The organism is Paenibacillus sp. ALE2 (assembly GCF_054113385.1).
The window spans coordinates 2,851,251-2,878,077 of the sequence record NZ_CM134213.1 but is presented as its reverse complement, the minus strand read 5'-3'; the positions used below and the strand labels follow the sequence as shown (position 1 = coordinate 2,878,077).

25 protein-coding genes are annotated in these 26,827 nt (G+C 48.5%); 8 read left to right on the top strand and 17 right to left on the bottom strand.

Annotation, left to right across the window (positions count from 1 at the left end; genetic code table 11):
• The first annotated feature begins 253 nt into the window (after positions 1 to 253).
• Genes efeO through ACXHJ1_RS12565 form a run of 3 tightly spaced genes read left to right on the top strand, consistent with a single transcriptional unit; the run spans position 254 to position 4,355 of the window.
• Complete coding sequence (efeO, locus tag ACXHJ1_RS12575; protein WP_016818509.1) at positions 254 to 1,132, top strand: iron uptake system protein EfeO; 879 nt, start codon at positions 254 to 256, stop codon at positions 1,130 to 1,132.
• 4 nt (positions 1,133 to 1,136) lie between these two features.
• Positions 1,137 to 2,501 (top strand): iron uptake transporter deferrochelatase/peroxidase subunit, encoded by a 1,365-nt coding sequence (gene efeB / locus ACXHJ1_RS12570; protein WP_016818508.1) that lies wholly within the window; start codon positions 1,137 to 1,139, stop codon positions 2,499 to 2,501.
• Positions 2,502 to 2,525: 24 nt separating this feature from the next.
• Complete coding sequence (locus ACXHJ1_RS12565; RefSeq protein WP_457906146.1) at positions 2,526 to 4,355, top strand: FTR1 family iron permease; 1,830 nt, start codon at positions 2,526 to 2,528, stop codon at positions 4,353 to 4,355.
• Positions 4,356 to 4,443: 88 nt separating this feature from the next.
• Here ACXHJ1_RS12565 and ACXHJ1_RS12560 read toward each other — a convergent pair whose 3' ends face one another.
• The 12 genes from ACXHJ1_RS12560 to ACXHJ1_RS12505 form a co-directional block, all read right to left on the bottom strand.
• Positions 4,444 to 5,724: a type III PLP-dependent enzyme gene (locus ACXHJ1_RS12560; protein ID WP_016818506.1), complete on the bottom strand. Its 1,281-nt coding sequence runs from the start codon at positions 5,722 to 5,724 to the stop codon at positions 4,444 to 4,446.
• Positions 5,725 to 5,806: 82 nt separating this feature from the next.
• Entirely contained in the window at positions 5,807 to 6,895 is a 1,089-nt protein-coding gene (locus tag ACXHJ1_RS12555; protein WP_457906145.1) for a Gfo/Idh/MocA family protein, read from the bottom strand.
• Positions 6,892 to 8,043, bottom strand: coding sequence for a UDP-glucuronosyltransferase (locus ACXHJ1_RS12550; protein ID WP_457906144.1), 1,152 nt, complete (start codon positions 8,041 to 8,043; stop codon positions 6,892 to 6,894). Before ACXHJ1_RS12550 ends, ACXHJ1_RS12555 begins: the two co-directional genes overlap by 4 nt.
• Positions 8,044 to 8,060: 17 nt before the next feature.
• On the bottom strand, positions 8,061 to 9,593 hold the full coding sequence (locus ACXHJ1_RS12545) for a hypothetical protein (RefSeq protein ID WP_457906143.1): 1,533 nt from the start codon (positions 9,591 to 9,593) through the stop codon (positions 8,061 to 8,063).
• Positions 9,594 to 9,642: 49 nt separating this feature from the next.
• On the bottom strand, positions 9,643 to 10,455 hold the full coding sequence (locus tag ACXHJ1_RS12540) for an ABC transporter permease (protein ID WP_457906142.1): 813 nt from the start codon (positions 10,453 to 10,455) through the stop codon (positions 9,643 to 9,645).
• 1 nt (position 10,456) lies between these two features.
• Positions 10,457 to 11,263, bottom strand: coding sequence for an ABC transporter permease (locus ACXHJ1_RS12535; protein ID WP_016818501.1), 807 nt, complete (start codon positions 11,261 to 11,263; stop codon positions 10,457 to 10,459).
• Positions 11,253 to 12,245, bottom strand: a complete 993-nt coding sequence (locus tag ACXHJ1_RS12530; RefSeq protein WP_016818500.1) for an ABC transporter ATP-binding protein — start codon at positions 12,243 to 12,245, stop codon at positions 11,253 to 11,255. Before ACXHJ1_RS12530 ends, ACXHJ1_RS12535 begins: the two co-directional genes overlap by 11 nt.
• A 70-nt stretch (positions 12,246 to 12,315) precedes the next feature.
• Entirely contained in the window at positions 12,316 to 13,392 is a 1,077-nt protein-coding gene (locus tag ACXHJ1_RS12525; RefSeq protein WP_457906141.1) for a hypothetical protein, read from the bottom strand.
• Entirely contained in the window at positions 13,385 to 13,630 is a 246-nt protein-coding gene (locus ACXHJ1_RS12520; RefSeq protein ID WP_016818498.1) for an acyl carrier protein, read from the bottom strand. The genes ACXHJ1_RS12525 and ACXHJ1_RS12520 overlap by 8 nt, the downstream gene beginning before the upstream one ends.
• A gap of 18 nt (positions 13,631 to 13,648) precedes the next feature.
• Positions 13,649 to 15,025, bottom strand: coding sequence for a preATP grasp domain-containing protein (locus ACXHJ1_RS12515; protein WP_457906140.1), 1,377 nt, complete (start codon positions 15,023 to 15,025; stop codon positions 13,649 to 13,651).
• A 66-nt stretch (positions 15,026 to 15,091) separates the two neighbouring features.
• Positions 15,092 to 16,285, bottom strand: coding sequence for a radical SAM/SPASM domain-containing protein (locus ACXHJ1_RS12510; protein WP_016818496.1), 1,194 nt, complete (start codon positions 16,283 to 16,285; stop codon positions 15,092 to 15,094).
• Positions 16,286 to 16,331: 46 nt separating this feature from the next.
• Complete coding sequence (locus ACXHJ1_RS12505) at positions 16,332 to 16,610, bottom strand: acyl carrier protein (protein ID WP_016818495.1); 279 nt, start codon at positions 16,608 to 16,610, stop codon at positions 16,332 to 16,334.
• A 364-nt stretch (positions 16,611 to 16,974) separates the two neighbouring features.
• On the opposite strand from ACXHJ1_RS12505, the gene ACXHJ1_RS12500 reads away from it, so the two are divergent.
• Genes ACXHJ1_RS12500 through nagA form a run of 3 tightly spaced genes read left to right on the top strand, consistent with a single transcriptional unit; the run spans position 16,975 to position 19,795 of the window.
• On the top strand, positions 16,975 to 17,841 hold the full coding sequence (locus ACXHJ1_RS12500; protein ID WP_457906139.1) for a MurR/RpiR family transcriptional regulator: 867 nt from the start codon (positions 16,975 to 16,977) through the stop codon (positions 17,839 to 17,841).
• A gap of 2 nt (positions 17,842 to 17,843) precedes the next feature.
• Positions 17,844 to 18,572 (top strand): glucosamine-6-phosphate deaminase, encoded by a 729-nt coding sequence (gene nagB, locus ACXHJ1_RS12495; RefSeq protein WP_016818493.1) that lies wholly within the window; start codon positions 17,844 to 17,846, stop codon positions 18,570 to 18,572.
• Entirely contained in the window at positions 18,569 to 19,795 is a 1,227-nt protein-coding gene (gene nagA / locus ACXHJ1_RS12490; protein WP_457906138.1) for an N-acetylglucosamine-6-phosphate deacetylase, read from the top strand. The genes nagB and nagA overlap by 4 nt, the downstream gene beginning before the upstream one ends.
• Before the next feature lie 94 nt (positions 19,796 to 19,889).
• Here the strand turns inward: nagA and ACXHJ1_RS12485 are convergent, their stop codons facing one another.
• Complete coding sequence (locus ACXHJ1_RS12485) at positions 19,890 to 20,870, bottom strand: YhcN/YlaJ family sporulation lipoprotein (protein WP_017427348.1); 981 nt, start codon at positions 20,868 to 20,870, stop codon at positions 19,890 to 19,892.
• 194 nt (positions 20,871 to 21,064) lie between these two features.
• Between ACXHJ1_RS12485 and ACXHJ1_RS12480 the strand changes: the two genes are divergently transcribed.
• The gene (locus ACXHJ1_RS12480; RefSeq protein ID WP_174821060.1) at positions 21,065 to 22,645 is read left to right on the top strand and encodes an esterase/lipase family protein; all 1,581 of its coding nucleotides are present in this window, start codon (positions 21,065 to 21,067) and stop codon (positions 22,643 to 22,645) included.
• Positions 22,646 to 22,767: 122 nt separating this feature from the next.
• Here the strand turns inward: ACXHJ1_RS12480 and ACXHJ1_RS12475 are convergent, their stop codons facing one another.
• Positions 22,768 to 23,433 (bottom strand): hypothetical protein, encoded by a 666-nt coding sequence (locus tag ACXHJ1_RS12475; protein WP_457906137.1) that lies wholly within the window; start codon positions 23,431 to 23,433, stop codon positions 22,768 to 22,770.
• Positions 23,434 to 23,503: 70 nt separating this feature from the next.
• Positions 23,504 to 23,731: a helix-turn-helix domain-containing protein gene (locus tag ACXHJ1_RS12470; protein WP_080561191.1), complete on the bottom strand. Its 228-nt coding sequence runs from the start codon at positions 23,729 to 23,731 to the stop codon at positions 23,504 to 23,506.
• Between the two features lie 486 nt (positions 23,732 to 24,217).
• On the opposite strand from ACXHJ1_RS12470, the gene ACXHJ1_RS12465 reads away from it, so the two are divergent.
• On the top strand, positions 24,218 to 24,421 hold the full coding sequence (locus ACXHJ1_RS12465; protein ID WP_016818486.1) for a hypothetical protein: 204 nt from the start codon (positions 24,218 to 24,220) through the stop codon (positions 24,419 to 24,421).
• Between the two features lie 74 nt (positions 24,422 to 24,495).
• Here ACXHJ1_RS12465 and ACXHJ1_RS12460 read toward each other — a convergent pair whose 3' ends face one another.
• Both ACXHJ1_RS12460 and ACXHJ1_RS12455 read right to left on the bottom strand, forming a co-directional pair.
• Entirely contained in the window at positions 24,496 to 25,434 is a 939-nt protein-coding gene (locus ACXHJ1_RS12460; RefSeq protein ID WP_457906136.1) for a DUF4340 domain-containing protein, read from the bottom strand.
• Complete coding sequence (locus ACXHJ1_RS12455; RefSeq protein ID WP_017427344.1) at positions 25,431 to 26,822, bottom strand: GldG family protein; 1,392 nt, start codon at positions 26,820 to 26,822, stop codon at positions 25,431 to 25,433. The genes ACXHJ1_RS12460 and ACXHJ1_RS12455 overlap by 4 nt, the downstream gene beginning before the upstream one ends.
• Between the last annotated feature and the right edge of the window lie 5 nt (positions 26,823 to 26,827).

Sequence of the window (26,827 nt, the reverse complement as noted above, 5' to 3'; positions counted from 1 at the left end):
GTCAACACATTTTATGTCATGTGCTCAGGTATGGTTCAATGTGCGGATAAAAATGGGCATAGGCACCTTACTTGTAGCTTTAATGACGAGTTGAACTTTGTGTCTAAAATATGTATTGACAGGCATATAGGCCAGCCTTATGATAAGAAAAAATGCGACTGATAATCATTATCAAAAATGATAATTCGTTATAGAGATCGCGCTACAGACTATGGTTCAGGGCCAGTTTGGCCAGAAAGGGTGTTCATTGATTATGAAACTACGTTATGCCGTACCGGCCGGAGTGCTGGTCTCTTCTATTCTGTTTGCAGGTTGCGGACAAGCCGGAACTGCGGATCAGCAGCCTGCTGCAACATCCAAAGATACAGGAGCAACAACACAGACCACGACTCCTGCGGCGACTGCTCCCAATTTTGATCAAGCGGTTGCGGCTTACCGTACCTATGCAACCGAGCAATGCGATACGTTTGTGAAAAAGACAGAAGAATTCACGAACGCAGTCAAAGCTGGCGAGCTGGATAAAGCCAAGGCTTTGTATGCTCCAGCACGTATGTACTATGAACGGATTGAACCGATTGCGGAAGCACTGGGCGATCTGGACCCGAATATTGACGCTCGTGACGGTGATGTGGATGCAGCAGATTGGCGCGGATTTCACCGTATTGAGAAAACATTATGGGAAGAAAACACCACCAAAGGACTGGACGAGTTTTCCGACCGCCTGCTGAGTGATGCCAAGCTGCTGCGTGCCAAAGTAGAAACAGTTAACATTGATGCCAGCTTGATGGTAACAGGTGCAGTCGAGTTGCTGAATGAAGTATCTACCTCGAAGGTAACGGGTGAAGAAGAGCGTTATTCTCACACAGACTTGTACGACTTTGCGGCCAATGTAGAAGGTGCTCAAAAGATTTATGACATTTTGAAAACAGATCTGAACCAAAAAGACGCGGCGTTGGAAAAACAAATTGGTGAGCGCTTTACAGCCTTACAGCAGGAGCTGGCTCCTTTCAAAGACGGCGAAGGCTATGTATCGTATACCAAACTGAAACCGGAAGAAATTAAAAAGCTAAGCCAGAACCTTGATGCTTTGGCAGAACCGTTGTCCCAAATGGGGAAATTGTTAGGAGTGTAATGATATGAAAGGCTTTAAGCGGCAAAAAGGACAAGAAAAGTCGCAGTATGCGGAATCCCGTAATGAACAGTCTGATCTGACAGAAAAGGATGCTCAGCCAGCGGATGATGAGCGATCAGGAAAAGGCAAATCTGTATCACGCCGTGATCTATTGAAGCTGGCCGGGGTAGGCGGATTAGGTCTACTGCTTGGCGGCGGTGGCGTGGGCGCTGTGCTGTCAGCCAGTCAACGCCTCGAAAGCATGATGACGGAGGCAGATACCAAAGATGTAGTTCCTTTTTACGGCAAACATCAGGCGGGAATTGTAACTCCGGCACAAGATTTTATCTGTTTCGCCGCTTTCGATCTAACAACCCCCGACAAAGAACAGGTGCGGAATCTCTTCAAGGCCTGGACGGAAGCAAGTGCTACAATGACTTCTGGTGTGCTGCTTGGCACCGATAATGAAAATATCAACCTACCTCCTTCCGATACGGGCGAGGCAGCGGGATTATCTCCGTCCCGGACGACGATCACTTTTGGGGTGGGCCCCTCCTTTTTTGATGGACGGTATGGCCTGGCAGGGCTCAAGCCTGCCGGGTTCCGTGAGTTGCCTCGTTTTCAGGGAGACGCCCTGGATGAGCAATGGTGCGGCGGTGATATCGGAGTGCAGGTATGTGCCAATGACTTGCAGGTAGCTTTCCATGCCCTGCGTAATTTGGCGCGTATCGCCAGAGGAACGGCAGTACTCCGTTGGACGCAGGAAGGTTTCCAGCGGACGGCACAAGCTGATCCTGCGGGCAGCACACCGCGCAATTTGCTCGGCTTCAAAGATGGCACGGGAAACCCGGACACGTCCAAGGCAGACGAGATGAATCGGCTGGTGTGGACACAGACCAATGACGGACCAGCATGGATGGGCGACGGCAGCTATATGGCTGTACGCCGTATTCGTATGCGAGTAGAGGTGTGGGATCGTTCAACATTAGGTGACCAGGAAGATACCTTTGGACGCCATCGCAGCAGCGGTGCCCCACTGGGCAAAAGCAAAGAGTTTGACAAGCTGGATCTGGCGGCTACAAGCCCTGAAGGCAAGCCGCTTACGCCCCCTACCTCTCATGTGGCATTGGCTCATGGGAACGGGAGCATTAATATTTTGCGGAGATCTTATTCCTATTCAAGCGGATTAGACAAACAAACAGGACAGCTCGATGCCGGACTGCTGTTCATCAGCTACCAGCGTGATCTGTTCAAGCAGTTCGTTCACATTCAGGAGAAGCTTGCACGCAATGACAAGTTGAACGAATACATTGTACACAAAGGCAGCGCGGTGTTCGCCTGCTTCCCAGGTGTGTCACAAGGCGGCTACATCGGGGATACGTTATTTTAGCAGCAGGCAAGGAAGGGGATTTATATGAATCGGCGCAATAAAAGCTTAGGGTGGGTGTTTGTGCTGGTGGCGGCTCTGCTGCTGACAGTAACTCCCTTCATATCCGGCTATGGGTCGGCCGTTTTCGCACAATCAAATGCTAAAGCTGTCTCTAATGATCAGCTGATGCCTGTGGTCGGCGGAGCACTGGTGGAGGCGGGACAAGACCAATGGACGGAAGCCTCCAAGGACCTAAAGGAATTCCGTGGTTTGTGGGAAGCCGCCAAAGCAAATGGCGGGGAATCAGCCCATATCGCGGCCGTAGATCAAGCTCTGACCGATGCAGAAGAGGCGCTTGCCCATGGCGGCGGGGATTCAGCGAAAGCTGCGTTATCCGTGCTGGCGCGCTCGGTCAATGAGTTCGTGACGGCTGCCGAAGGAGATCAACCGGCTCCCGCCGGAGCTAAAGCAGCGGAAAAACTGCTTCCTATGGCGAAGGGCAGTCTGGCTGCCATGCAAAAAGGCGATTGGGCTGCTGCGCGGGTGGATTACGACCGAATCGTTAAAGCCTGGTATCAGGTGGAGACACCGATTCGTCTGGACCATTTTTCGGTATACAGTTCGCTTGAAACGAAAATCAGCCTCATTCGCATCTCTATGCAAGCAGAGCCCATACGTCAAGCACAGGCTCTCAAGGAAATGCAGGAGTTAACGACGCTGCTGTCTGATTATAGTCAGGGCAAACTTGTGAACACAGATCAAGGGGCAGATGCAGGCAATGCCGCTGCCGGAGCAGCGAATGGTTCAACAGCTTCCCTCGGCGATGCAGTCACCCTGCTCGAATCCGCACGCCAAGATGTTGTAACTAATCAGCCAGAGCAGGCCGCAGACAAGGTAGGTCAGTTTATCGCTATATGGCCTTCTGTCGAAGGACATGTACAAATTTCCGATCCGGCGTCTTACACTGCGATTGAAAATCAAATGACCGAGACTTCTGGATATCTGCTGTCTTCCCCACCGAATATGGATAAAGCCTTGCAGACTCTTGATCAGATGCTGGACAGGCTCCGTCCGTTGACCGAGGAACGTTCTTATACTGCATGGGATGCCGCACTGATTTTGCTGCGCGAGGGTCTGGAGGCCATTCTCGTGCTCGCAGCTCTGCTCGCGTATGCCAAAAAAAGCGGCGAAGCTGTGGCTGGACGATGGATATGGGCAGGAGCTGGTACAGGACTGGTGCTAAGCGGAATACTGGCGGTGCTGTTCACCTCGCTGGTGGCAGCTGCTGCATCGGGCAGTATGCGTGAGCTGCTGGAAGGTGTCACCGGGCTGGTGGCTGTTGTGCTGATGCTAACGGTCGGTAACTGGCTGCATAGCAAATCCAATGCTGCTGCGTGGAACCGCTTTGTGGAAAACAGCGTGGGCAATGCGCTAGCACGGGGCAGCCTATGGTCGCTCTTTGCGGTTTCTGCGCTCGCGATTCTACGTGAAGGGGCCGAGACAGCTATTTTTTATATCGGTATGGCTCCGGCCATTGAAACCTCGCAATTGCTGATCGGTATTGGCTCGGCAACGGTTATACTGGTCGTCCTTGCTTTAGCGATCATCAAGTTCAGTGTAAGGTTGCCAATTCGCGCCTTTTTCCTGACCGCCACTATACTGATCTACTATCTCGTATTCCGATTTCTGGGCGAAAGTATTCATTCCCTTCAGGTGGCAGGCAAGCTGCCGGGACACACTGCGTCCTCGCTTCCTTCTATTAGCTGGTTGGGAATGTATCCAACTTGGGAAACATTTGTCCCACAAGCCCTTGTGCTGATCTTTATGGTATGGCAGCTTGTCCGTCAGGAAATACGCAGCTCCCAATCACGTTAAGTCAATACTACAATGCTGAAAATGTAAAAAACGCCAAATCACAGGTCCGATGGATATCGGCTCCTATGACTTTGGCGTTTTTACATACTTACATCACATCCTCAGGCAACGCAATCATACGCTGATGGTGCAGCAGGTCCGTGCGATCACCGTGTTCACGAATGACATGCACTTCCCCGCGATAATCGAGCAGTTCCGCTGGAGTAGCATGTCCCAAAAAATATAATGGGCTGTAGCTTAATCCATAGGCTCCTGCGTTCGGAAAAGCAATATAATCGCCTTCGCGAATCGGGGGCAGCTCCGCTTTTTTCACAATACAATCCTCGGGTGTACAAAGCGGACCGACAATGCTTACCGTCTCCAGCGCCGTGGAAACCTCTTCTCCCACTTGTCTGCGCATAATTCGCACCGGGTAATTGTCCCTTAAGCGGCGTCCCCGAAAGGTAGCTGAGACGTAGTGATTCATGCCGCCATCAGCCACGACAAACTTCTCTCCCTTGGATTCCTTGGTATACAACGCCCGGCAGACATACATGCCTGATTGAGCGACCAAATACCTGCCGCTTTCAATGATCAGCCTAACCCCGGGCATACTGGATCGAGTCTGTTCCGCGAGTGCATTGAGTCCGTCAATGACGTGATCCATATCGAGCGGCTGTTCATGAGCAAAATAAGGTACACCAAACCCACCGCCCAAATTGACCGTATGCATCGCCACACCATACTGAGCCTGCACCCGTTCTGCCAACTGCAAGGTATTCGCAAATGAAGCTAAAATCTGATCCGCTTTCAGCATTTGCGTACCTGTATATACTTGAATGCCTTGAAAATATACGTGCGGGCAATCTTCCAGCACCTTAAAAAAGTGATCCAGCTGCCCTTCATCGACTCCAAAAGGGCGCGGAACACCGCCCATTTTAATCGTTGCTCCCGACAGGTCATTATCGGGATTGATTCGAACCGCAGCTCTGACAAACACGCCTGTTTGGGCAGCAATGTCCTCCAGTAGACGTAGCTCTCTCACCGATTCAACATGGATGCAGCCGATCCCACAGGCTATCGCCTCGCGCAGCTCGGCTACCGTTTTCCCCGGCCCAGCGTACAGCACATCCTCCGCAGCATACCCGGCCTCCATGGCGACGAACATTTCTCCAGCCGAGGCAATCTCCACTCCGCAACCTAACGAGCGCAGCAACCCAGCCAAGGCTACGTTACCATTAGCCTTGAGCGCGTAATGTACACGCACGGCCGGATGTAACCGAGCCAGCAACGAGCTGACGTGAGCATGCAGCGCGTCCCCATCATAATAATAAAAGGGTGTCGGATGCTCGCCGAATCGCTCCAGTAAGACTTGATCCTTTTGATCCATCTGTCGAATCCCTCCTTTCTTTGCTTGGATACTCTGTATTTGGTATTACTCGAATTTCACCGATTGAAAACCACAATCATACTCATATGGCATAGATCGCCTCGCCTGAGCGTGCTGCTTGATGAATAGCTGCCAGCAGTCTGACGCGTTCATCAGCCTCATGAAATGGAATGGGCTCCGTTTCACCCCGGATGATGCTGCAGAAGGCATCCAACTGATTGACATAATAGTTCATGGGCTCAAAAACCGTTTTGCTATGCGAGGATGTCTGTGATAACAAGGACTGTGCTGCCGTATCTGTTATATTCACCGCGATATCCTTCTTTATTTCCGTCTTGAGTGTCATTTTATAAAAGCCTAAATTCGCCCGAAAGCAATCCTTTAAGGTGACTACTGCCGAATCAAAGGTCAGTACATGAGCACAGCGATAAGGTCGCTCAAATGAGAAGAGGGCAGATGCCTCTAGTCCACTTGGGTAACGGGCTTGTGCACGAAATGTCCAGTCACAGCCATGGGGCCCATCGAAATCCGATTGACTGTGGAATTCCGCCTGCTCCAATCCAACGACGGCCTGAAGCAATTGGAGCCAGTACACACCCAGATCCCAAAAGCAGCCCCCGCCTTGCTCCGATCGAGATCGGTAATTGTCCGCATGACCTTCTTTTGCCGGAATACACAGACTCGTCTCTATGGAGCATAAGCGACCATAACGACCCGATTCTACAATTCTGCGCAGTTCACGCTGCCAAGGATGATGCTGTACCATGACTCCCTCCAGCAGGTAAGCGTTGCTCTGTTCGACGATAGCTGCCAAAGGAGCCAGATCAGCCGTATTCAGGCATAACGGTTTTTCCACCAGCACGTGCTTATGAGCTTGTAAGGCTCTGCCAATCCACTCAGCATGTAAATCGTTGCTGAGCGCAATATATACAGCGTCGATGTCTGGGTCTTTTAACATATCCTCAGCATGTTGATAAACGACATTGACTCCATAACGCTCTGCCATTTCTTCCGCCTTGGCAACCGTACGGTTCGCAAGCGCGGTCACGCGTGCTCCTGCAACATGTCGGATCGGTTCCAGCAACGCACGAGGGGCAATGGCAGAACAGCCAATGATCCCAAAGCGAATATCTGGCATCGCAGGTTCTTGCGCAGCCGCGGCCGCGTTCATGATCCCTGCTCCATTCCTGATGGCACTTGAATGCTCTTCACATAGGACTCTATATAACGCGACGTCCGACTGCGCAGCTCTACGATCCTCCGATGCATTTCCTCCAGAATCTGAGCACTGGCGCCATAGGTTCCAATCCACGTCTCGTAGCGCATGCCTAACCCCAGACGTTCCCATAGATCCGCATTATGCTTCTCATGCACACCAAACGGCTCCAGCATAATCAACGGAGTAGCTGTAGCGAACGAATCGGTCAGGCTGCCGCCACCGGGCTTGCTGACAATGGCCTGGGCGTGACATGCTCGGTCCAGCATGCAATGGTAATCCGGTCCGACCTGATACACCGTTTCCTCACCCATTTTCACCTCTCCGAAAGGTGGAAATGTATGCTCCCCGGCTTCATTTCGTTGCCATGTTCTCCACTGCGGGTCCATCCGAAAATAGCGTATACTGTCCCGCTGTTCATCTGGCTGATCCTGATCATACAGCAGCAGATCCAGTTCCCAGCCCGCTTCTTCCAACCGTCCAACCTTCTCACGGTAGGTGCCCATCCCCCAACCGCCGCCATGTACGAATAAGCGGGATTGCCGTGCTTCAAAAGGGATATGCTCCACTGCCGGGATGTCAATATAGTGGCTGACTCTATTTTTATCGTTTTCAAACAGGGTCGTTTCTCCACAGCCATCAGCAAAATGCGGATGATGCTTGGCTAGATTTTTCCAAGAAGGAGAAGGTGTCGAATCCATATACACGATGTCCACATACACCGACTCCGGCTCTCTGCGCTTGCGATACTCCTCCAGTACATACATCCAATGACCGGATAAGCATATAAAATACCGCCGATCCTCTTCTATCCATTGGTTCAGCAGTACTTCCATCGCTGCGGGGTCCAGTGAATGACGCATATCCTGCGGAACCTTTTGCGACATTAAGGCCACTGCAAAATTGTCATGGTAAGCTTTCCGACTTTTGTCGACCTTGAGACGGGCCGATTCTGGCAGTACATTTTCAAATACATGGATCGCCGTATCCATGCCCAGCCTGCGAAGACCTGCTTGCAGCAGCAAGCCAGGGGTATAAAAGCCCAATCCGAAACCGGAACACAAAATCGTTACCTTCATAAGCTTCTCCGTACTCTTACGCATGCTTATACGCCTCCCGTTTAATTCAGCACTGTAAAATGTCGCTCTGCCAAAAAACGCTCCAGCTTGGTAGTCAATCGTATTTTTTCCTCATCGCTCGCAGCAACCAGTTCCAAATAAAGCCGGCCTTTGCCTCGTGCCCGTTCATTTCCGTCAGCTTCTTGTTTACCATTCAAATCAGGCTGACTCATGCCGTTCCCTTCTGGTCCGCCATCGCTGGCTCCAATCCCACTTACGCGAACCTGCTTGGCAGATGATCTGCCTCCGCGCCCGGTTGTGTTTCTGCTTGGCGTGGTTGTATGACCTACAGTCTTGTTTTCACCGTCTCGTCCACCTGTGTTTACATATAACGTATTGGCTCCCAGAGGCATAACACCTTCCTCACGCTCACCTGTGAATAGCAATCCTTCATCTTTCAGCCCTTCCAGCAATTCCTCATAGGATAGACTGCCATCATGAGACAGTGAATAATTCGTCAGCGTGCCATGCATATTTTTCCCGGCCAGATAGGTATCGAGCTGATGCTTGATCAAACTCATCGACTTTCTGGCATTAATTTCGATAATGGGCTCCAGCTTCCCGCCGCGAAGTGTCATGGAGTCAATACAAACATCGCCATAATATCCATCCCGATACAATTGCTGCCCCACGTCCTGCATCAAGCTAAAATAGCCGTCGCGTTCCAAACGTTCCATAAAAGCCTTGTCTGGCGATAGGGATTCTCGATAGGCGAATTGAGTATTAGCCAGCCATTGCACAGATATAATGTCGACACGTCCATCATCGCCAATCGTGAATTGGCATGAAAAATCCTGCTCTTTCTCCAGGAAAGGCTCCAGCAGGAACAGTACCCGTTTGCCTTTACGCTCCTGTCCACGCAAATACGATACGACCCGGTCCAGCATTTGTGTCGAGGTAATGTGTAGATTGCCTTTGCCCGATACGCCAAAATCATCCTTGATTAAAAAGCTTCCATCCCGCAGCAGTTTACGTCCTGCTTCAGCGACATCCGCAAACGAAGTCACAATATGGCCTGGATTGGGCAGACCTAGATTGCGTTTTAGCTCAGAGGAATAGGTTTTGGCATTTACCTTGCGAATGGTTTCCAGCGGTGGCTGATGCAATGTAATTCCCCAAGCACGTGCGGCCTCCTCCACATGCGGCAACCCCGCAAATGGACTAAGCACACAGCCCTCCAGCTGAGGAAAACCTTCACCGGCATCCGTCTTGCGACTGCTCAGTAGCTCAAAAACGGATGCGGCCGACACATTGCCCGCCAGTTCCATTCCGTCAGTCAAATCCCGTTCGTTTACAGCCGGATGAAAGCCTAGCTGCGCGATATACTGACGGTGCACAGGTGAAATGGCATAACGTGTCAATAAGGCGTCTCCCGGCTGGCAAAAGCTAAAAAGCAATTCATCCATAGCTGCTACTATGGCCGAAGAAGCCCGGTCAGACAGGGCGGGTAGGGAAGCTAGCTCGGTATCTCGCCAGTAAGCCTCCGCTTCGAACGTTCCCATATATAAATGACGCTGGTTCGGTATCGCATTCATATGATTCGCTTCCTTTCCTGCTTCATTATGAACCTACTACACGGTAGCCCTACTGGCTCGCGCTCGTATAATCACGTAGAGCAAACTGCCATATCAAGCGGATAATCGCCAGCAGCCAGAGAGGTGCGAGAAATGCCCATAGCATCAAACCGGGTTCCATTTTGCCGAGAATGAACATGGGCGGAAAATTACAGATGACAAACACCGGAAGCACAAACAAGCCAATACGCTGAATCAGGTTACTATATACGGCCATCGGCACGTAGTTTGTCTCGAAAATGCTGTTGGACAGCTCTGTAACCCCATTCGTGCGGATAATCCAGAAGGCCAGCAATTGGGGCAGCAAAAACACGGAGTATGCCGTAAGCACTCCGCATCCGAGCAGCACAGCGAATCCTCCCACGGTTTCCACATCAAATGGCAACGCCAGATGATACCAGCCAATGCCTGTCATGATTCCACCGCCCACGACATTCGGCACAGTATAGCCCAGTTCAAATTGACGCAGTGTCACCATAAATTGCAGCGATACTGGTTTGGTCATGAGCACGTCCAGTGAGCCCGTACGAATTTTGTCAGGCAGGCTTGTAAAATTACTGTAAAATAATCCACTATAAAATCCGCTCATCATCGTAAACACGCCGATATATAAGAGCATGGCATCGGGAGACCAGCCGTTAATGTCCGTCCCAGCGCGATATGGAAGCGATGCGTATAGCAGCTTGATAAACAAATAAGCGGTTTCAACCAGGCATGCACTTATAAAATTAGTGCGGTATTCCATTTGCGACATGACAGAAAACTGGACAAATTTCCAGTACAGTCTGAGGTAACGTCCAACGTTTCGAAAAACATTTTTCATGTTAACCTCCCACCGAGACAAAGCGTTTGACTCCGGCTTGCCACACCCAGCGCGATACGGCCGCCAGCACTGCAATCCAGATCCATTGCACGCCAATGCCTTCAGCGGCTTCCAGCACAGTCAGCTTGCCCGTCAACGCATTCACCGGAAAAAATACGGTATAGCTGAACGGCAGCAGACTGAACAAACGGGCCAACGCATCTCCAAAAATCGTCAGCGGAAACACGGTACCGCTAGCTACATAAATGACAAGCGACACCGTATAAAAAAGTCCCGCCGATTCTGTCATCCAAAAAGCTATGCCACTCAGCGCATAATAGACCACAAAATTAAGCACAAGTGCTCCCGGCAACGCCAATATGTAAAGCAGGATGTACGATAGCTCGAAGCTAATTTGTCCTTCCAGGCTAAGGCATAACAGCAAAATAGCAGCCGCCAGCAGCACAACTGCGGACTGTATGACTTTGCCTCCAATAAACCGGCAAAAACGGTAGGCAAAATAATGTACAGGCTGTACCATGAATTTTGCCAGTCCACCTTCCTTGATATCTGTAGCAATTTCGTATTCAAAGCCTGTAGCAATCAGTTTTCCAGTTACTCCCGCCATAACCACATACACCAGCATTTCCGGCAGAGAATAGTCCACCACTCTTGCTTGTCCTGAAGAACCGAATACCGCAAGCCAGAGAAAAATTTGTGTCATGATCGGCAGCATAAATCCCGCCATTTGTAGCCAATAATTGGCTCGATACTCCATTTCGTTTTGCATACCAAGCTGGAGCACCTTCACATATTTGTTATTTCGCATCGGCCAGCCTGCCCCCATCATACAAATTGGCTATCCCCTCTTCCAGCGGGACGTCCTCAATCGTAAAATCAACGACAGGCAGTGCATCCAAAATCTTTTTGGACCAAGTCAACGTATCTTCTGCGTCCAGCTCAAATACCGCCTCCAGCTCCGAGTTGGAGCGAAGCTTGCCGAGCCCCGCCAACGTCAGGTTGGATACAGGGGTCTCCAATCGAACCTTGAGCAATTTACGAGCACCCATGACCTCATTCACCTTGTGCAAGTCTCCGTCATACACCAATCTGCCCCCACTGATAATGATGGACCTAGTGCATAAATCCTCAATATCCTTCATGTAGTGGCTTGTCAGCAAAATGGTCGTCCGGTGTGTACGATTATAAGCTTTGAAAAACTCCCGAATCCGCCGCTGAGAAACAAGGTCCAATCCGATGGTCGGCTCATCCAGTAAAATGACTCGTGGGCGATGCAGCAGCGCGGCGATCAGTTCCATTTTCATACGCTCGCCGAGCGATAGTCGCCGAACCTGTACATGCAGCTGCTCCTCCACCCCAAGCAGAGTGACCAGCTCATCCAGCGCCTCTTTATAACGGTTATCATCGATTTCGTAGATAAGCTTGTTCAGCTCGAACGACTCGCTTGCAGGCAAATCCCACCAGAGCTGGTTTTTCTGTCCCATTACGATGGAAAACTGACGTTTAAACTCCTTTTGGCGCTTCCACGGGGTAAAGCCGAGTACCGATGCCTCCCCGTCTGTGGGATGGAGAATGCCGGACAGCATTTTGAGCGTCGTTGTTTTGCCCGCCCCGTTTGGGCCAAGAAATCCGACAATCTCACCTTCCTCAATGCTAAAGCTAACATCCTGCACAGCCTTTTTGGTCAGCTGTTCACGCTTAAACAAATTTTGTAACGATTTGCGCACGCCCGGCTCCTTTTTGTAGTACGTAAACGTTTTCGACAATTGGTTTAATGTAATGGACGGCAATGAATTCCCCTCCTCTTTCCTCTGTGCGTGATACCTGGATGAACATGCCTGATATAGTCGAATGCTTAGACTACTCGGCTGCCTGCTCAGCTAAAATCATCAATTCCTCCAGCATATGGCGCTGTCTTTCAATCAATTGCAGTGCCCGCTCTGTAATCTCAGGCATCCGATGCTTGCGCAGTTGGAGTCCTGTTTTGTAAATATGCAGATTAAGCTTGTGCCAATCCCTGTGAAGTGCCTGTGCCAATTCAATGACATGCTGGGTTTGCGGCCCAAGCGTATCTTGATGCAGCCGGCAATAATCAGCTGTATAATCTGTCAAATGAAGAGCGCTGCCCAATCGCAGATTGTAATAGATTTCATGACAGTACGTCCGAAACTCCTGATCCTCCATGTCTTCTAACAGATGGAAGTCATCGACAAATGCCCGGTAACCTGCATCTCCCCGCTTGACCAGTTGGTCTGTTGCAACTTTCTCACCCGTCACATACTGACGAATATGGTAAGCACACGCAGCATGCAGCTCCCTTGGCGAAAGCGGGACAGGCTGCTCCACTAGCCATGCATACTCAATAATGCCCTGCATGAGGTCGTCGAGCCGGGCTGAGCCCACATAAGTCATCGCATGTCCCGAGGAATCGAGCAGGAAGCTATCATTCACCTGTGCCGTCCGTTCTTGCAAGTCCAATCCGCACAACTCAATCACATGGCCCCTTGGGTAATTTTTCACATATACGTCGTGATAGGTTAAAGCGGTGCTGGACGTATGCAGCATCGTACCATAGCCGGATGTGAGCACCTGCAACAGGTCGGTTTCATTGCTGACTCCTTCGATCCACGGTTCTACCCGAATAACCGGTCCGCCACTGGCGGCCATTTCTTGAAGCTGCTCCGGATATTTCTCCGGCCCAAAGCGCTTCAAATCTCCACCATACTCTGCGCACATACTCCCACACAGCATGAACAGCTCAGCTTCCGCCATGTTCATCCCATACCTCCGCAATGAAGTACGCAGGGAAGAATATACGCAATGTTTCCCTGGGAGAGCGTTTGCGATTTCTTCTGCACTATGGTCAACTATGGAATCATGACGAGTTCCCATATCGGATTGCAGCCTAGGTCTTGTCTGTTCAGCGCCCTTATGCATATTTGCCCAGCAGACGCTCAATGCCTTGCAATGTAGAGAGATGCTCCAGCACCAAATCGTCGTCCTCCATCGTAATATCAAGCTCATTTTCTAATTCAACAATTAATTCAACAGCGGATAAGGAATTCAGCCCCAAGGTTCGCAGATCCTGATCCGGAGTCAACTGTTCCAGCTCGCCGGGAGCCAGCTTCAAAACCTTTTCCAGTAAAGGTACTACATGGTATACGTCTGTTTTCATTCTCGATTCCCTCCTAATTTATGAGCATCCTAATCCAGCAATGATACCTTCCAATTTGTGCGCATAAGCATCAGCTTCCTGCCAGCTGTCTGCCAAAATAAGTGTAAAAATCCGGTTCACATAGCCCCGCTTCACAGGAATATCAGACAAAGTGCCCGCCGTATAAACAAACACCCCTTCAGGTCGCTCGGGTGTATATAGCAAGCCTTCCTCCGCCAGCAACCCGCACAAACGGCTGTAGGTGAGAGGTGTAGTGGTCACGTTGCGATAATAACGGGACAAGGTCTTATGCTGTTCTCCCAAGACAGAGGACAGGAACGAGATGTAAGTAGACAGGGTAAATCTGCCGTTAATCTCGATCACTGGAACCAGCAAACCATCTTCGTCAACAAAACCGTCAATGGAAGCCATTCCCGTATACCCGATGGAATAGAGATACGTTCCCAACTGATAGGCGCATCGTCTCACTTCTTCCTCCAGCGTTTCGCCAATATCAGCGGGAACCTGGGACCCGATATAGACTGTGCCGTCTACGTTTTGCCTTTTTAGTGAAAACATCGTCACCCCACCGCCCTCGTCAATGCAGAGCTGGTAGTTCAGATCCATTTGCTTATTGTGCCAGCGCTCCACCAGCCAGCCGCCAGAAGACGATGACGAGCCGCCGAAGCGTCTCATCACACTCAGCAGTGTATCCAGCTTGGACAGCTCGTCCAGCATATACATGCCTTGTCCCGAGGCACCGTGCGGCTGCTTAATAATCAGCTTCACGGGCTCGTCCGATAAGCCAGCCAATCTCTCACATTCTCTGCGAATTGCCGCTTCATCTGCACACACAGCGCCTTCACTGACAGCAAAACCAAGCTTTTGTGCGGTCAGACGGCTAAATATTTTATCATTCACCTGGGCGCACACCGCAGATGGAGCGCCGATCAGCTCCAGCCCGCAACGCTCCGCAATTGCTTCCTCCTGCGGTGTGACCGCATAGGGTACGAGCCATGCTTTGGTACCACCGCTGCTATGGCCTGCATCCGCAACCGCGCGTAATCGTGCCAAAAGCGCGTCATCCGCCAGTACCAGCTCTGAAATCGGCGTTAGCGGATCAGAGGGCTCTGGTACCTCAATACGCGGCAGGGTGAAGCCTAACCGCTGAAGCATGTCCAGAAATGCCTCATCCGGCTGTTCACGGAGTACAATGACATCCTGACTTCGGCATAGCAGGAGATTCATTTCCTCCATCCGGTTTACAACCTGCTGTTCATCCCGGTCTACCATGCCCCCCTTCCGGGGGGATGGATGCCACACTTGCTCTGCGCCGATATTAAACAGCCAAATCAGGACCCCATGATCCCGTTCATGAGCAAGTGCTTCCACAAGGTTAATCGTTTTAGTCGTCACGTCTTGTCATCATCCCTCTCTCTTCCATCTAGTAGCAAACAATATCCATAGGAGATCCATAGGAAACTAAATGTATTTCAGAGAGCCTGCCCCGTGCAGATACAGTACACTGCATTTGGAGCACACCGGCGTCAATCCTTCATGGTTAATCTTTTGACGGGTTTTTTCATACGCATCCGAATTCCATATTTCCTTCAGACTGTGCTCACGCAAACTTCCAATTGTGAACTCACTGAAAAATTTGCAAGGCATAACCTTTCCGTCTGGTAAAATATCTGTTCTGGAGGTGAGCGCCAAGCAATGATTGGAACAACGGCTGACCATTTCCTCGCCATGTATAAATTTATCAATTTCCTCATAATCCAAGCCGGGCTGATAGCGCACGCGAATGTTCCATACCCGCTCATTGATCCGCTGTAATTCCTGCATCAGAGGGTCAATGTTAGCCGGGTTGATTTTATATTTGAAAGCATGCCAGCTACTAATATTTTTTTCTTCAAGTTGTCGGAGCCAGGAGAAATTACGTGTAAAATATTCATCCATTTTAAAGGAGGTTTCTTTGGAAATGTACCAGGGGAACGTCAGCAGCACCAGATCCAGCCTCTTGTCCTCCAACATTTGCAGAAATTCGTACATCCGTCCGATCATGTTATCGTTAATGACCGCATGGACAGTTACCCGTCCCTTGTACAATCCCTGATCGCGAAGTTCAATTAGCTTATCCATCTGCCGCATTGTTTTTTGAAAGGTGCCTTTACCGCGTATTAAATCGTGTTCTCTTTCAAAACCTTCAATCGCTATTAACAATTCCAGATTTTCAGACAAGTCCAAAATCCGGTCCAAATATTTATCAATGAGTAGTCCATTTGTACAAAAGGTCATTTCACGCCGATCTTCCGCCAGCACGTCCAAAATTTCATCAAAGCGCCGGTGAAACATCGGTTCACCACCCCACATGTACAGTCGGGACTTAACCTCCTTCGTTTCGCTCAAAATCTGCCGGAGCATGTCCGGGGCAAGATCCATATTCTGTTCTTCTTTATCCATCTGGTGATGATAGCCTTCCTCGTTCCATTCAAAGCAGTGCGTGCATCTTAAGTTGCAACGGTTGGTCAGCTTAATACCGATCGTCTGGGGCATGTCCGTTTTGAAAGCAGGGTCCTGTGTTGCGTTACGATAAGACACGGAAGCGTTTTTCAGGTTACGCTTGATGAGCTTGAAAGCCTTCTCATCAATCAGCACATTGCTTTTGGGCTGCATGCTAACACCTCGTTTAATGGATTTTCAGGCAAAGTCTACCCTACGTTCAGACTGTCTCCATACCTTCCGGGTGCGGCACTTGCTCCGCATCGCTCATTTCTTGAATGTAACTGCAAAACGCATCTACTGAACGGAGATGTTCCAACTCAAAGGAATCAAAATCAATCTCCACATCAAATGCATCCTCCACTTGCAGCATGAAATGAACCAATTGCAACGAATCTAGTCCTGCATCATGAATAATGTCCGAATGTCCATCCAGCTTAGCGACCAATTCAGGATCTTCCTTGACCGCGCTGATCATTTCAATCACTTGGCTTTGCATAGCAAACTCCTCCTTGTGAATGAGATACTACTCTTCCGTCCAACGATGCCGTCTAAAAAGCTCCTAGAAAATTTCCTTGCTTGGAACTATATTCAATTATACTCCTCCATTGAAGAGACAAGTCAATAGGTTGTTTTGTAAGTAAAAGTCGCAAGATGTAAATTAATGTATGATTACTTCTACAAATTTTTCTGCATTCATTATTCATTTTATAGAAGCTACACTTGAAAGCGATCAGCCTCTCTCCTCTTGTATGAAAAGCGTAATTATTTTACAATATACACGAAAATATTTTTCTTTATTTTATCGAATTAAACGATACTTTTTTTCATAAAAGCATTATATAGCTAAAGGAGCACAGCCCATGTCCCCCATTCTTCATACATTATCCCATCGACTGGAGCAGTTGCCCGTACAAGAGCGTAAGCTGGCGGAATCTATCCTGCAAGCCCCGGAAAATGTGCTGCACCTGGGTATTCGGGAACTGTCAAAGCGTTGTGGTGTGAGTGCCGCAACCGTTACACGGTTTTGTAAATCACTCCATTTTAAAGGGTATCCCGATTTCAAAATGAAGCTGGCCGCTGAGTTGTCCCATTCGAACCTTACAGGTGAAGAATCGTATCAGGACATTGTGGCTGGAAATTCACTTTCACGCATCGTGCAAGCTATTCAGGCAAACCATACGGCCTCCATCGCGGACACGACCCGGCTGCTAGATTTCCACAAGCTGGAGCAGGCCATTGCATGGCTGTCAGCCACAAGCCGTATTGATCTCTATGGGATGGCGACATCCTCGATTGTGGCGCAGGATTTTTACCAGAAGCTGATCCGTATTGGCAAGAATAGCACTGCCTTCGCGGATTCTCACATGCAGATCACCTCTGCCTCCTCACTCGGAGCGGAGGATGTAGCCTTTGCCGTCTCTTATTCAGGAGAAACCCAGGAGACGATTGCGGCTCTCCGCTGTGCAAAGGAACAAGGTGCCAAAACATTATCCCTGACCTCCTTCGGAAACAATACGCTGGCAAGCCTTGCGGATATTGCGCTATTTTCCTCTTCATTGGAGGAAGGAATGCGACGTGGAGACATGGCCTCCCGCATCGCCCAGCTTCATATTATAGATATCCTGTTTACAGGTATGGTGAGCGCTAATTTTGACAAATATATTCCGAGATTGGAAGGTTCATATCAACAAGTGAGTAAGCTCAAAAAACAACCAGGGGGTCACTAAAGATGAACATTCGCATTTTGAACAGCCGTGAAGACCTGAACGCTACTGCTGCCACTGTGATCGCCAGCTTGCTGCTGTCCAAACCACAAGCTATGCTGGGCTTGGCCACCGGTAGTACGCCGATAGGCATTTACCGACATCTTGCAGATATGTACCGCAAGGGACAGGTGAGCTTTGCACACGCCTATTCCGTCAATCTTGATGAATACGTTGGCCTTGCCCCAGAACATCCGCAGAGCTATCGCAGCTTTATGAATGAGCACTTGTTTCAGCATATCGACATTCCCATATCTCATACACGCGTCCCTAACGGGGATGCACTAGATCTCACAGCAGAATGTGCAGCACACGAGCAGGCCATTTTGGATCATGGACCTGTGGATCTCCAATTGCTTGGCATTGGTCATAACGGTCATATCGGCTTTAACGAACCCGGTCACAGCTTGACCGGAGCCACACATGTTGTAGATTTGAAAGAAAGAACGCGCTCAGCGAACGCCCGATTTTTTGGTGATATAGATGCAGTCCCCAGACAAGCAGTGACGATGGGAGTTGGCACCATTCTGAAGGCGAAGCAAATTATGCTGGTGGCCTTTGGTGCAGAGAAGGCCGACATTATAAGGCAGGCTTTAACTGGCCCCGTCACAACGGAGTGTCCGGCTTCCCTGCTGCAATGTCACCCCGATGTCCTTATTTTATTGGATCAGGAAGCAGGAGGATGGTTCAAATGAAGTCAGATGAAATAAACGGTAACATACCGCAGCTATTGTATGGTCAAGTCGTCGTTGGGAATGACATTATCGACAACGGAGTTGTCATCATTGAGGGGCAATCCATTGTATACGTTGGATCAGCGGAGGATTTACCCGTGGATTGGACCTCAGTGGTCTTGGGCAATTCAGAAGAAGGTGCCACACAAGCGGCGAATATTGTTCGTCTGGAAGGGGGTTACCTGCTACCAGGCTTTATCGATATTCATGTTCACGGCGGCAACGGTGAGGACTTTATGGACTCAGATTCGAGGGTGCTGGATGCCATCACCTCCTTTCACAGTTCACAAGGAACGACGGCTATGCTGGCTACCACGATGACCGCGCCCAAGGAACGAATTGATCAGGTATTAAGAGAAGTTCACACATACATGGCACTTCCCATGCCCCATGCTCAGTTGGAGGGGGTGCATCTGGAAGGACCGTTCATTAGTCCGAACTGGGCTGGAGCACAAAACCCGGAACATATCGTGCCTCCGAACCTCGCTTGGGTGGCAGAATGGGAGCAGTGCTATCCGGGCCTTGTTCGCCAGGTCACACTTGCGCCTGAACAAAAAGGCGCCCTTGAGCTCATCGCATGGCTGCGTAGCCACAGCATTACCGCGGCGCTCGGTCATACAGATGCTACGTATGAAGAGGTTGAACAGGCAGCATCGGCGGGCCTGAACCATGCAGTCCACACCTTTAATGCCATGACTCCGCTGCATCACCGCAAGCCGGGAGCTGCGGGAGCTGTACTCGCTGATCCGCGCATTGAAGCAGAGATCATCGCAGATGGCATTCATGTGCATCCTGCCGCCATTTCCCTGCTTGCCAAATTAAAGCAGGACCATAATCTCATCCTCATCACCGATGCCATGTCTGCTACTGGACTGGAAGACGGTCATTATACACTCGGCGATTTGCCAGTGATTGTACAGGACGGTGTCGCACGATTGGAGGATGGCGTCACTTTGGCAGGAAGCACCCTAACGATGATTGAGGGCTTCCGCTATCTCGTTCAACATGTAGGCTTGAGTATTCCCGAGGCATCACAAATGGCCAGCCTGAATCCAGCTCGATCCCTGAACATAGCTGATCGGACAGGTTCACTTGAGGCAGGTAAACAAGCAGACGTCTTGTTGCTGGATGCTGACTTAAATCTGCAAGGGATATGGATTAAAGGAGTTCGCAAATCGTTATAGTTATATAATCCCCGCAAAAGAAAGAGCTATTCCATCAGCGTAATTGCCGAGATGGGATAGCTCTTCTTTGGATATTCACATTTAAGGGTTTGAATTAGCGATGATTCATTGGTGCGGGCGTATTATTTTGTGGACGTGTTGGTGTATTTTGCATTGGACGGTTTGTATCTGCCGCCGAAGTCGGGAATACACGTTCAATCACATCCACCATTTCATTGCTCAAGCCTCTGATCGGATGACCATTTTGTACACTGCGTGTAAAGTCAGAGGTTTGTTTAACAAAGTCCGGGTTAGCCGATACATGCACCTGTTCAATGGAAGGAGCAAATTGCTTAATCTTGTTAGCAATACGACTCTTGACTGCATCACTTGGTTCATATGCAGTTCTTGCTCCCTCGATGGTGTTGTTGCCGTTATCTGTGCGATTGTTGTTGTTCGTCAAGCCACGCAACATACCATACGAGCCTGTACCCATTGTTCCGTACAAACCGTCGTCACGACGTGCAGGTGTTCCAATCCCGGTAACTCCATTATCTGTCATTCCAGGCGTTGTAGTACCTGTAGTACGGTTCCCTCTAGTGCCATTCACGCCATTCACACTCGGTACATTTCCGTTACCCCCAATACTATTAGCACTTGGAGTACCGTCAATGCTTGGAGCATTGACACCCGTTCCGTTGGCTTGGTCTTTCAAGGAAACGGCTACATAGGCATGTCGTTCACCGACCAGCACTGTCGCAGACTTTACATCCGGCATCTCGGATATACGTTTGGACAAATTGCGATCGACTTGCAGATTACGGATTGGGTGTCCGGTTCTGTTGCCATTTTCATTCAGTGACATTCCGTCCATACCATTGGATTTTACCCCATAACGATTTACACCGTCCATACGGTTTACACCGTCTAAACCATAACGATTCACACCATCCATATTAGGCGTGCTTTGCGCATTATAGCGGGTAGCGTTCGTACGGACGTTATGATTTGCAGTCCCACATCCTGTCAAAGCAGCCATGCTGGCAAGTAAAGCAGCAGAAATCGTCAAACTGATGACCTTCTTAGTTCCTGGCATGAACTCATCCTCCATACATATAAAATGTGTGACGAGATTAGCATGCGCCATCAATCTTAGGGATATCCTGACTAAAAAATGACTAAAAAAATAAAATTTTAATGTAAATATGAAATACAATTGATGATTTACCACAAGATGGCATGTATAATAAGTTTGAAATACTTAATTTTACAAAAAGGAGGATTTACAGTTTGAAGAAGCTCACCGTTTTGATGCTCATTTTTTTGTTATCCGTCACTCTTATCCCCGCCGGTGCTTTTGCAGGCTCCACTACACCTGAAGCACCGAAAGCTCCCGCCGGAAGCTGGACAGAAGGCCCACCACCTAATCGCGTTGATCCTGCCAAGCCTGCATTATTGTTTGTACATGGTTTGAACAGTAGCGCCGAAGTGTGGACCAAGAATAATAACGATATGCTTCAGAAAGCCCGTGACGCTGGATACCAGACGGCCAGCATTAATCTGTACGATGCGAATGGCACATCCCAGGATATGTGGGACAATGGCAAGCTTCTAGCCGACAAAATCAAAGTCATTAGTAATCATTTTGGAAAAAAACTCATCATCATCGCCCACAGCAAAGGTGGAGTGGATACTCAAACCGCTCTCGTGTATAACGGAGCAGCTCCTTATGTACAACGTGTCATCACCCTCAGCAGTCCCCATCATGGCTCACAACTTGCAGATCTCGCCTACAGCAGCTGGGCCGGATGGCTGGCAGATATCGTCGGCTCACAAAATCCCGGCACCTCTACTTTACAAACATCTTATATGAAGTATTTCCGAACTAAAACCGATGCACTCAGCAACGCAACTACAATTCCGTTCTTCACGTTTGCTGGTGATAACTGGTCTGGTGGCACTGCTTCCTACATACTGGGTGGACTTTATCTCTCATCCTTCGGCAAAAATGATGGGGTGGTCACAGTCGACAATGCTAAACTTCCCGGCGGACGTGTAGTTAAAGTCGGTTCCTGGGATCATGCCAAGGTTCGTACCGGTTCTTACGTCTTCTCCCTGATCCTACCTTACCTCCAAGCGAACACTCCAGCATTGAATCAGGAAACTGAGGCATTTTCAGCAGCATCTTCCCTGACTGCTTCCGCTGTACAATCCACCTATAACGAGATCGATAATTCATATTTTATTCGAGGCGGCGATTATAATGGAAAAGCCTCCGAAACCCTTACGATTGAAAATGGTGTCCAATCCATTGATCTGGACTGGATCAGTGATAAACGTGTAAGTCAGCTTGAGCTGACCAAACCTGACGGTACTAGCGAATTGCTTCATGTGAAAGCAGGTCGTGATGAAGAAATCTTTGCTGGTGCCTGGCATCATAGTGCAGTAGTTACCAATCCCCAACCAGGCATCTATAAGTTGAATGCCGTTATTCCTGATCATGGTGCGTATCTCCTGATTGCACGCTATCATGCCGTTCAAGTCCCTGAGCTTAAATACAATCTAAATGCAGTGGGTCCAAGGCTAAACCTGAAGTCCCAGGATTCCCCGGCCAGCGTCACACAAGTCACTTACCAAGTTCAATACTATGGTGATCCGCAACAAGGAATCACTACAGCGTCCAAAGGTCTGACGTTGCAGCAAAAAAACGTTAACCCTACTGGGCAAATTGAGCTTTCTAAAGCGGACAAGCCGGGCATCTATTCCGTAACGTATGAAATTAACGGTACCACAGCAGCAGGATATCCTTACCGCCGCACAGCAGTTCAATCCATCTATATTGATGCTGACGGTAACAAGTATGTTGACTAAATAAAACTACAATTTAATAAGCCTGCAAACACCTATTATAGTATGGGCGTTCGCAGGCTTATTTATCATTCCAAACATCTTTAATAGAGATAATACGATGTAATCTATGCATTGTGTTCTGTTCAATCCGTTGTCTGATTCTTCAGTTTATTCAGCCAATAGTAGCGATGTAGCTCCATAATAAAATGAAAAAGAACAAATGCAAGCATGGAATAAACACACATCAATACTGTAGCAACGAATTGTTGTGTAGCAAAACCAAGGGAAAGATTGGCTATCAAATAACCAGCCCCGGTAAATGTGGTCATTGTTACTACAGCTTCTCGCTTGTGTTTTTTCTTCACTTTTGGTTCTTTCTTATAAGTTGAAGGATCTTTGAATTTCGTCAGATGATATTTTATATAGCAGTATAAAGCGATTCCATAAGCGGCAAAAGAACTTATAAAATACCATGGAGTATCCAGACCCAACATACCATAAGCAAACTTTTGTGTCATGATCATGAAGCCAATAGAGCATACCAAACCAAATACACCACGGAATAAAACATAATTCAATTGCAATTTGCGTGGCATGATGACCAGTACAAGAGCCCAAATATTAATCACAACAATCAGTGGCATCAGCACATAAACATAAACTGCAATGTAGGGGTCTCCCATTAAGGGAATAGTCAAAAACAGATCAAACAGTAATAAAACAAGAATGATAACATTGGAACGAATACGGTTAACTGGATACAACTTCATATTTTTCTCAAATAAAGCCCTGCTATCACTCATAAACATACAAGCCCTCCGTCACATAAGTTAAACCTACCGATAAGGATAGACAAGACTATATCCAATGTCCACTTTTCTAGATCTCTGTCTTCAGCTCTTGCCGCAATTCTTCAATAAAATCAACCATGATACTTTGAACAGCATCTTCACGGGACATACGTATATACCGACTCGTCCTCTGAATGTCTTCCTCGAACAAATAAAGTATCCTGCTCATGGCCTCCTGATCCCCACGTTGTGCTAATTTGAGCCATTGGACGAACTCAGCATCCGAAATAACTCTTTGAGCATTTTCTTTTTCCATTTATTCACCGCCTGTTGGGATAGCTTTAACTCTTTTGCAATCTGTGCTTCGGTTTTATCTAGTATGTAAAGGTCAAAGATGATCATTTTTCCGATCTCAGAAGATAGAGAGTTGATAAGCTGTAGTGTGTACATATTAGAGTTTACAGATTCTGCAAAAGATGGGGCGCTGACAGTTTCGTTCTTTTCCATTACAAATTCATGATTGGTTTGTACCCGAGCACGATACTGGATTCTCCAAGCAATGCGGTACAACTTCTTTCGGTATTGTTCGACCAATGTTAGCTGAGATTTCTCCAATATAAATCACCCTTTCTCTTTGGATTTGACTTTTTCTAAATCCTCATATTATAGGGTAATTTGCAATCCTGTCTTACAACCAAAACAGAACGTTTGTTCTTATTTATTATACTATTTTTACAATCAGTTGTATATGGTTCTTTTAATTTACCTTCCTTTATATATGGCTAAAAAGGAGGGAAATACATTGCAGATGGATGATGCTCTTTCTCTGGTTACCAACGTAGGCTTTCCGGCTGGACTTTGTTTTATTTTATTGCGGCACATCCTGCACACGATGGAGGAAAAGTTGGATAAGCTGGATCTCTCACTTCATGAGCTGATTCAGGTCATCCAAGATTTAAACGTCAATAACAGCCCTTCTTCCAAAAGCAGCAAGCCTGATGAATAACGCACACAAAAAAGCTCCACGCGGCGATTATTCGCCGTTGGAGCCTCTTTGTTCAGCTATTATAAATGTAATGATTATTGGCTAGCCTTAGCCTGGTCATGACCATTCTGTTCAGCATGGTTCACGTCAGATGCTGACAGGCCATAAGCCCAGTTGCTTTGTGGCGGCACAACCCATACGGTTTCTGGATCATCGTTAAGTGTCCAGCCCTGATAGACCAGCTGGGAATCCTGCTTACCCAACGATATGCTCAGCGTAAAGCGGTGAACAGGCTTGTTCAGCTCGGAGGCTTTGCGCAAAGCCTGATTGCTGGCCAGGTTTTTGATTTGCTGTGAGAGGGAAGTCGCCGTGTCACCCACTACCGACTTTCCGTTTAGCGTCCAAGATGCGGAAGCACTATCTCCAGTTCCACTGTTACCGGAGGATCGGAGCATCCATGAGGCATTCTGGCCTTCCCACTCTATCCCGCTCAGCTTGGTATCATCCCAATCAAACGGCGTTGTATCTGTAAAATCATCAACACCCAGCAGCAAACCCGAAAGTGTATCTATAGGTACGGAAGCTATCTCTTTTTGGTCTGATAGTACATAAACAGCGTCTCCGGAAGGCAGCGTATCACCGAAGGCAAAGGTGCGAACGTCACCATTCTTGGTCTTAATCTCAACCTGGTCATGGGTAGCGCTGATTCCATATTTGGCTACGTCTTTGGGAGATGATTCCACGACATCACCCAACTTTACATTTTGAATCGCGGCTAGCCAATTGTCTAATGTATATTGATTTAACGGGTAAGATCGCGGCTTACTCATGCTCCATTTGCCATCATGTTGATCAAGTTCCACCGACTTGCCGTCCTTTCCAGTGATCGCAAAAGACGTAATATCTCCTTGCGTAAGCTGAACAAGCTGGCGAGCGGCCGGAGCTTGTTCACGAAAGAAATTTTGGCTCTTGGCATAGATTATACCCGCTCCCAATACGACTAGCAGCAGCACTGTGGGTATCCATTTTCTCATGCACTTCTTCGCCTCCACCATAATAAGATTCCGACAACCGCAAACAGCAGCGGCAATCCGACGACAGATATGGCTAATACCGTTTTCGCTTGTGCAGCAGTCAAATAAGCTACCTTAAAATCCTGCTCCTGACGAGGACGAATAGTGAGCCCATCAGAGTGCTCCTGCACATAATTCAGACTATTCAGCACAAAGTCTCGATTCCCTCCTGTGCTAATCTCCGTGTCGCTTAGGAGGGCTGACGTTCCGAGAATAACCGCTTTGGGCTTGCCGTCTTTTCCTTCTACCGCGTAACCGAGATCAAGCGGCCCCTGTGGGTCCTTGTCATCCTTCTGCGTTTCGTTGTTCAGCAGTCCCTGAATATTCGTTTCACCATAGCTAGCTGCAGAAGATTTTAGCAATAGCGTCGTCTTCCAATCCTTCTGTTCTCCTGCCTGCAAAGCAATAGATAGCGAAAGAACAGGATACAGATTAGAGGCCGCCAATTTATCGGTGATCGCATGACTGCCAAAGGTGGGAACCGTCCACAGAGGACCAAGCGTATTCGTCTGTTCCTGATCCACCACGATAGCATGAGTATCTTTCACACCATAATCAGCCGCTAATGCGTCAAGGTTTTTCCAGCTAGACCCCATGTTCGGGTGAAATCCTAACGCCATAAAAAGCTTTCCACCGTCATTCAGATACGTACGAATACTCTTCAGTTCCGTCACGCTAATATCCCGTTCGGGTCCGACAATAGCCAATACAGACGCATCTTTGGGCACACTACCCGCTTGATTGAGCTGAACTTCCTCTGCTTTCACATTATCTTGCGCCAGCGAGCTGCTTAATTCGGTCATTTGGGACAAAGGAATTTCCTCATGCCCTGTCAAAAAAACCACTTTCCCTTGGCGGGTAGACGATAATGCCAGCAGTCCACTGGTCAGCTTTTCCTCCCCGGTAAATTGGTATGCTCCTTCACTACTCCCCTGGGCCTGCGTAAATAGACTCCCAATATCTATAACCCGCTTCTTCTCTCCTTGCACCAACACGATGGATGCTGCTGTAATCCCATATTGCTTGGCCAGTATCGGTTCCTGATTCAAATCATATTGCTCGACCTTGAGCTTGTTGTTACGCTTGGCATACTCATTCAGCATATCCGTAACATCCCGGTTCAGCTTCTGATTCTGCGAAGTGGAGACAGTAAAGGCAATCAATCGTACGTTTTCCTTCACACCCTGAATGGTCGTTAACGTCTGATCAGACAGCGTATACTGCTTGCCTGCCGTCAGATCCAGTTGAAAGCCTCCCAGCGAACGCAGAAATAACGTCAATAAAATAAAAATCCCTACAGCAGCAATCGATAGTACCATACTATTGGTATGACCCAGCCATTTTTTCATATTCA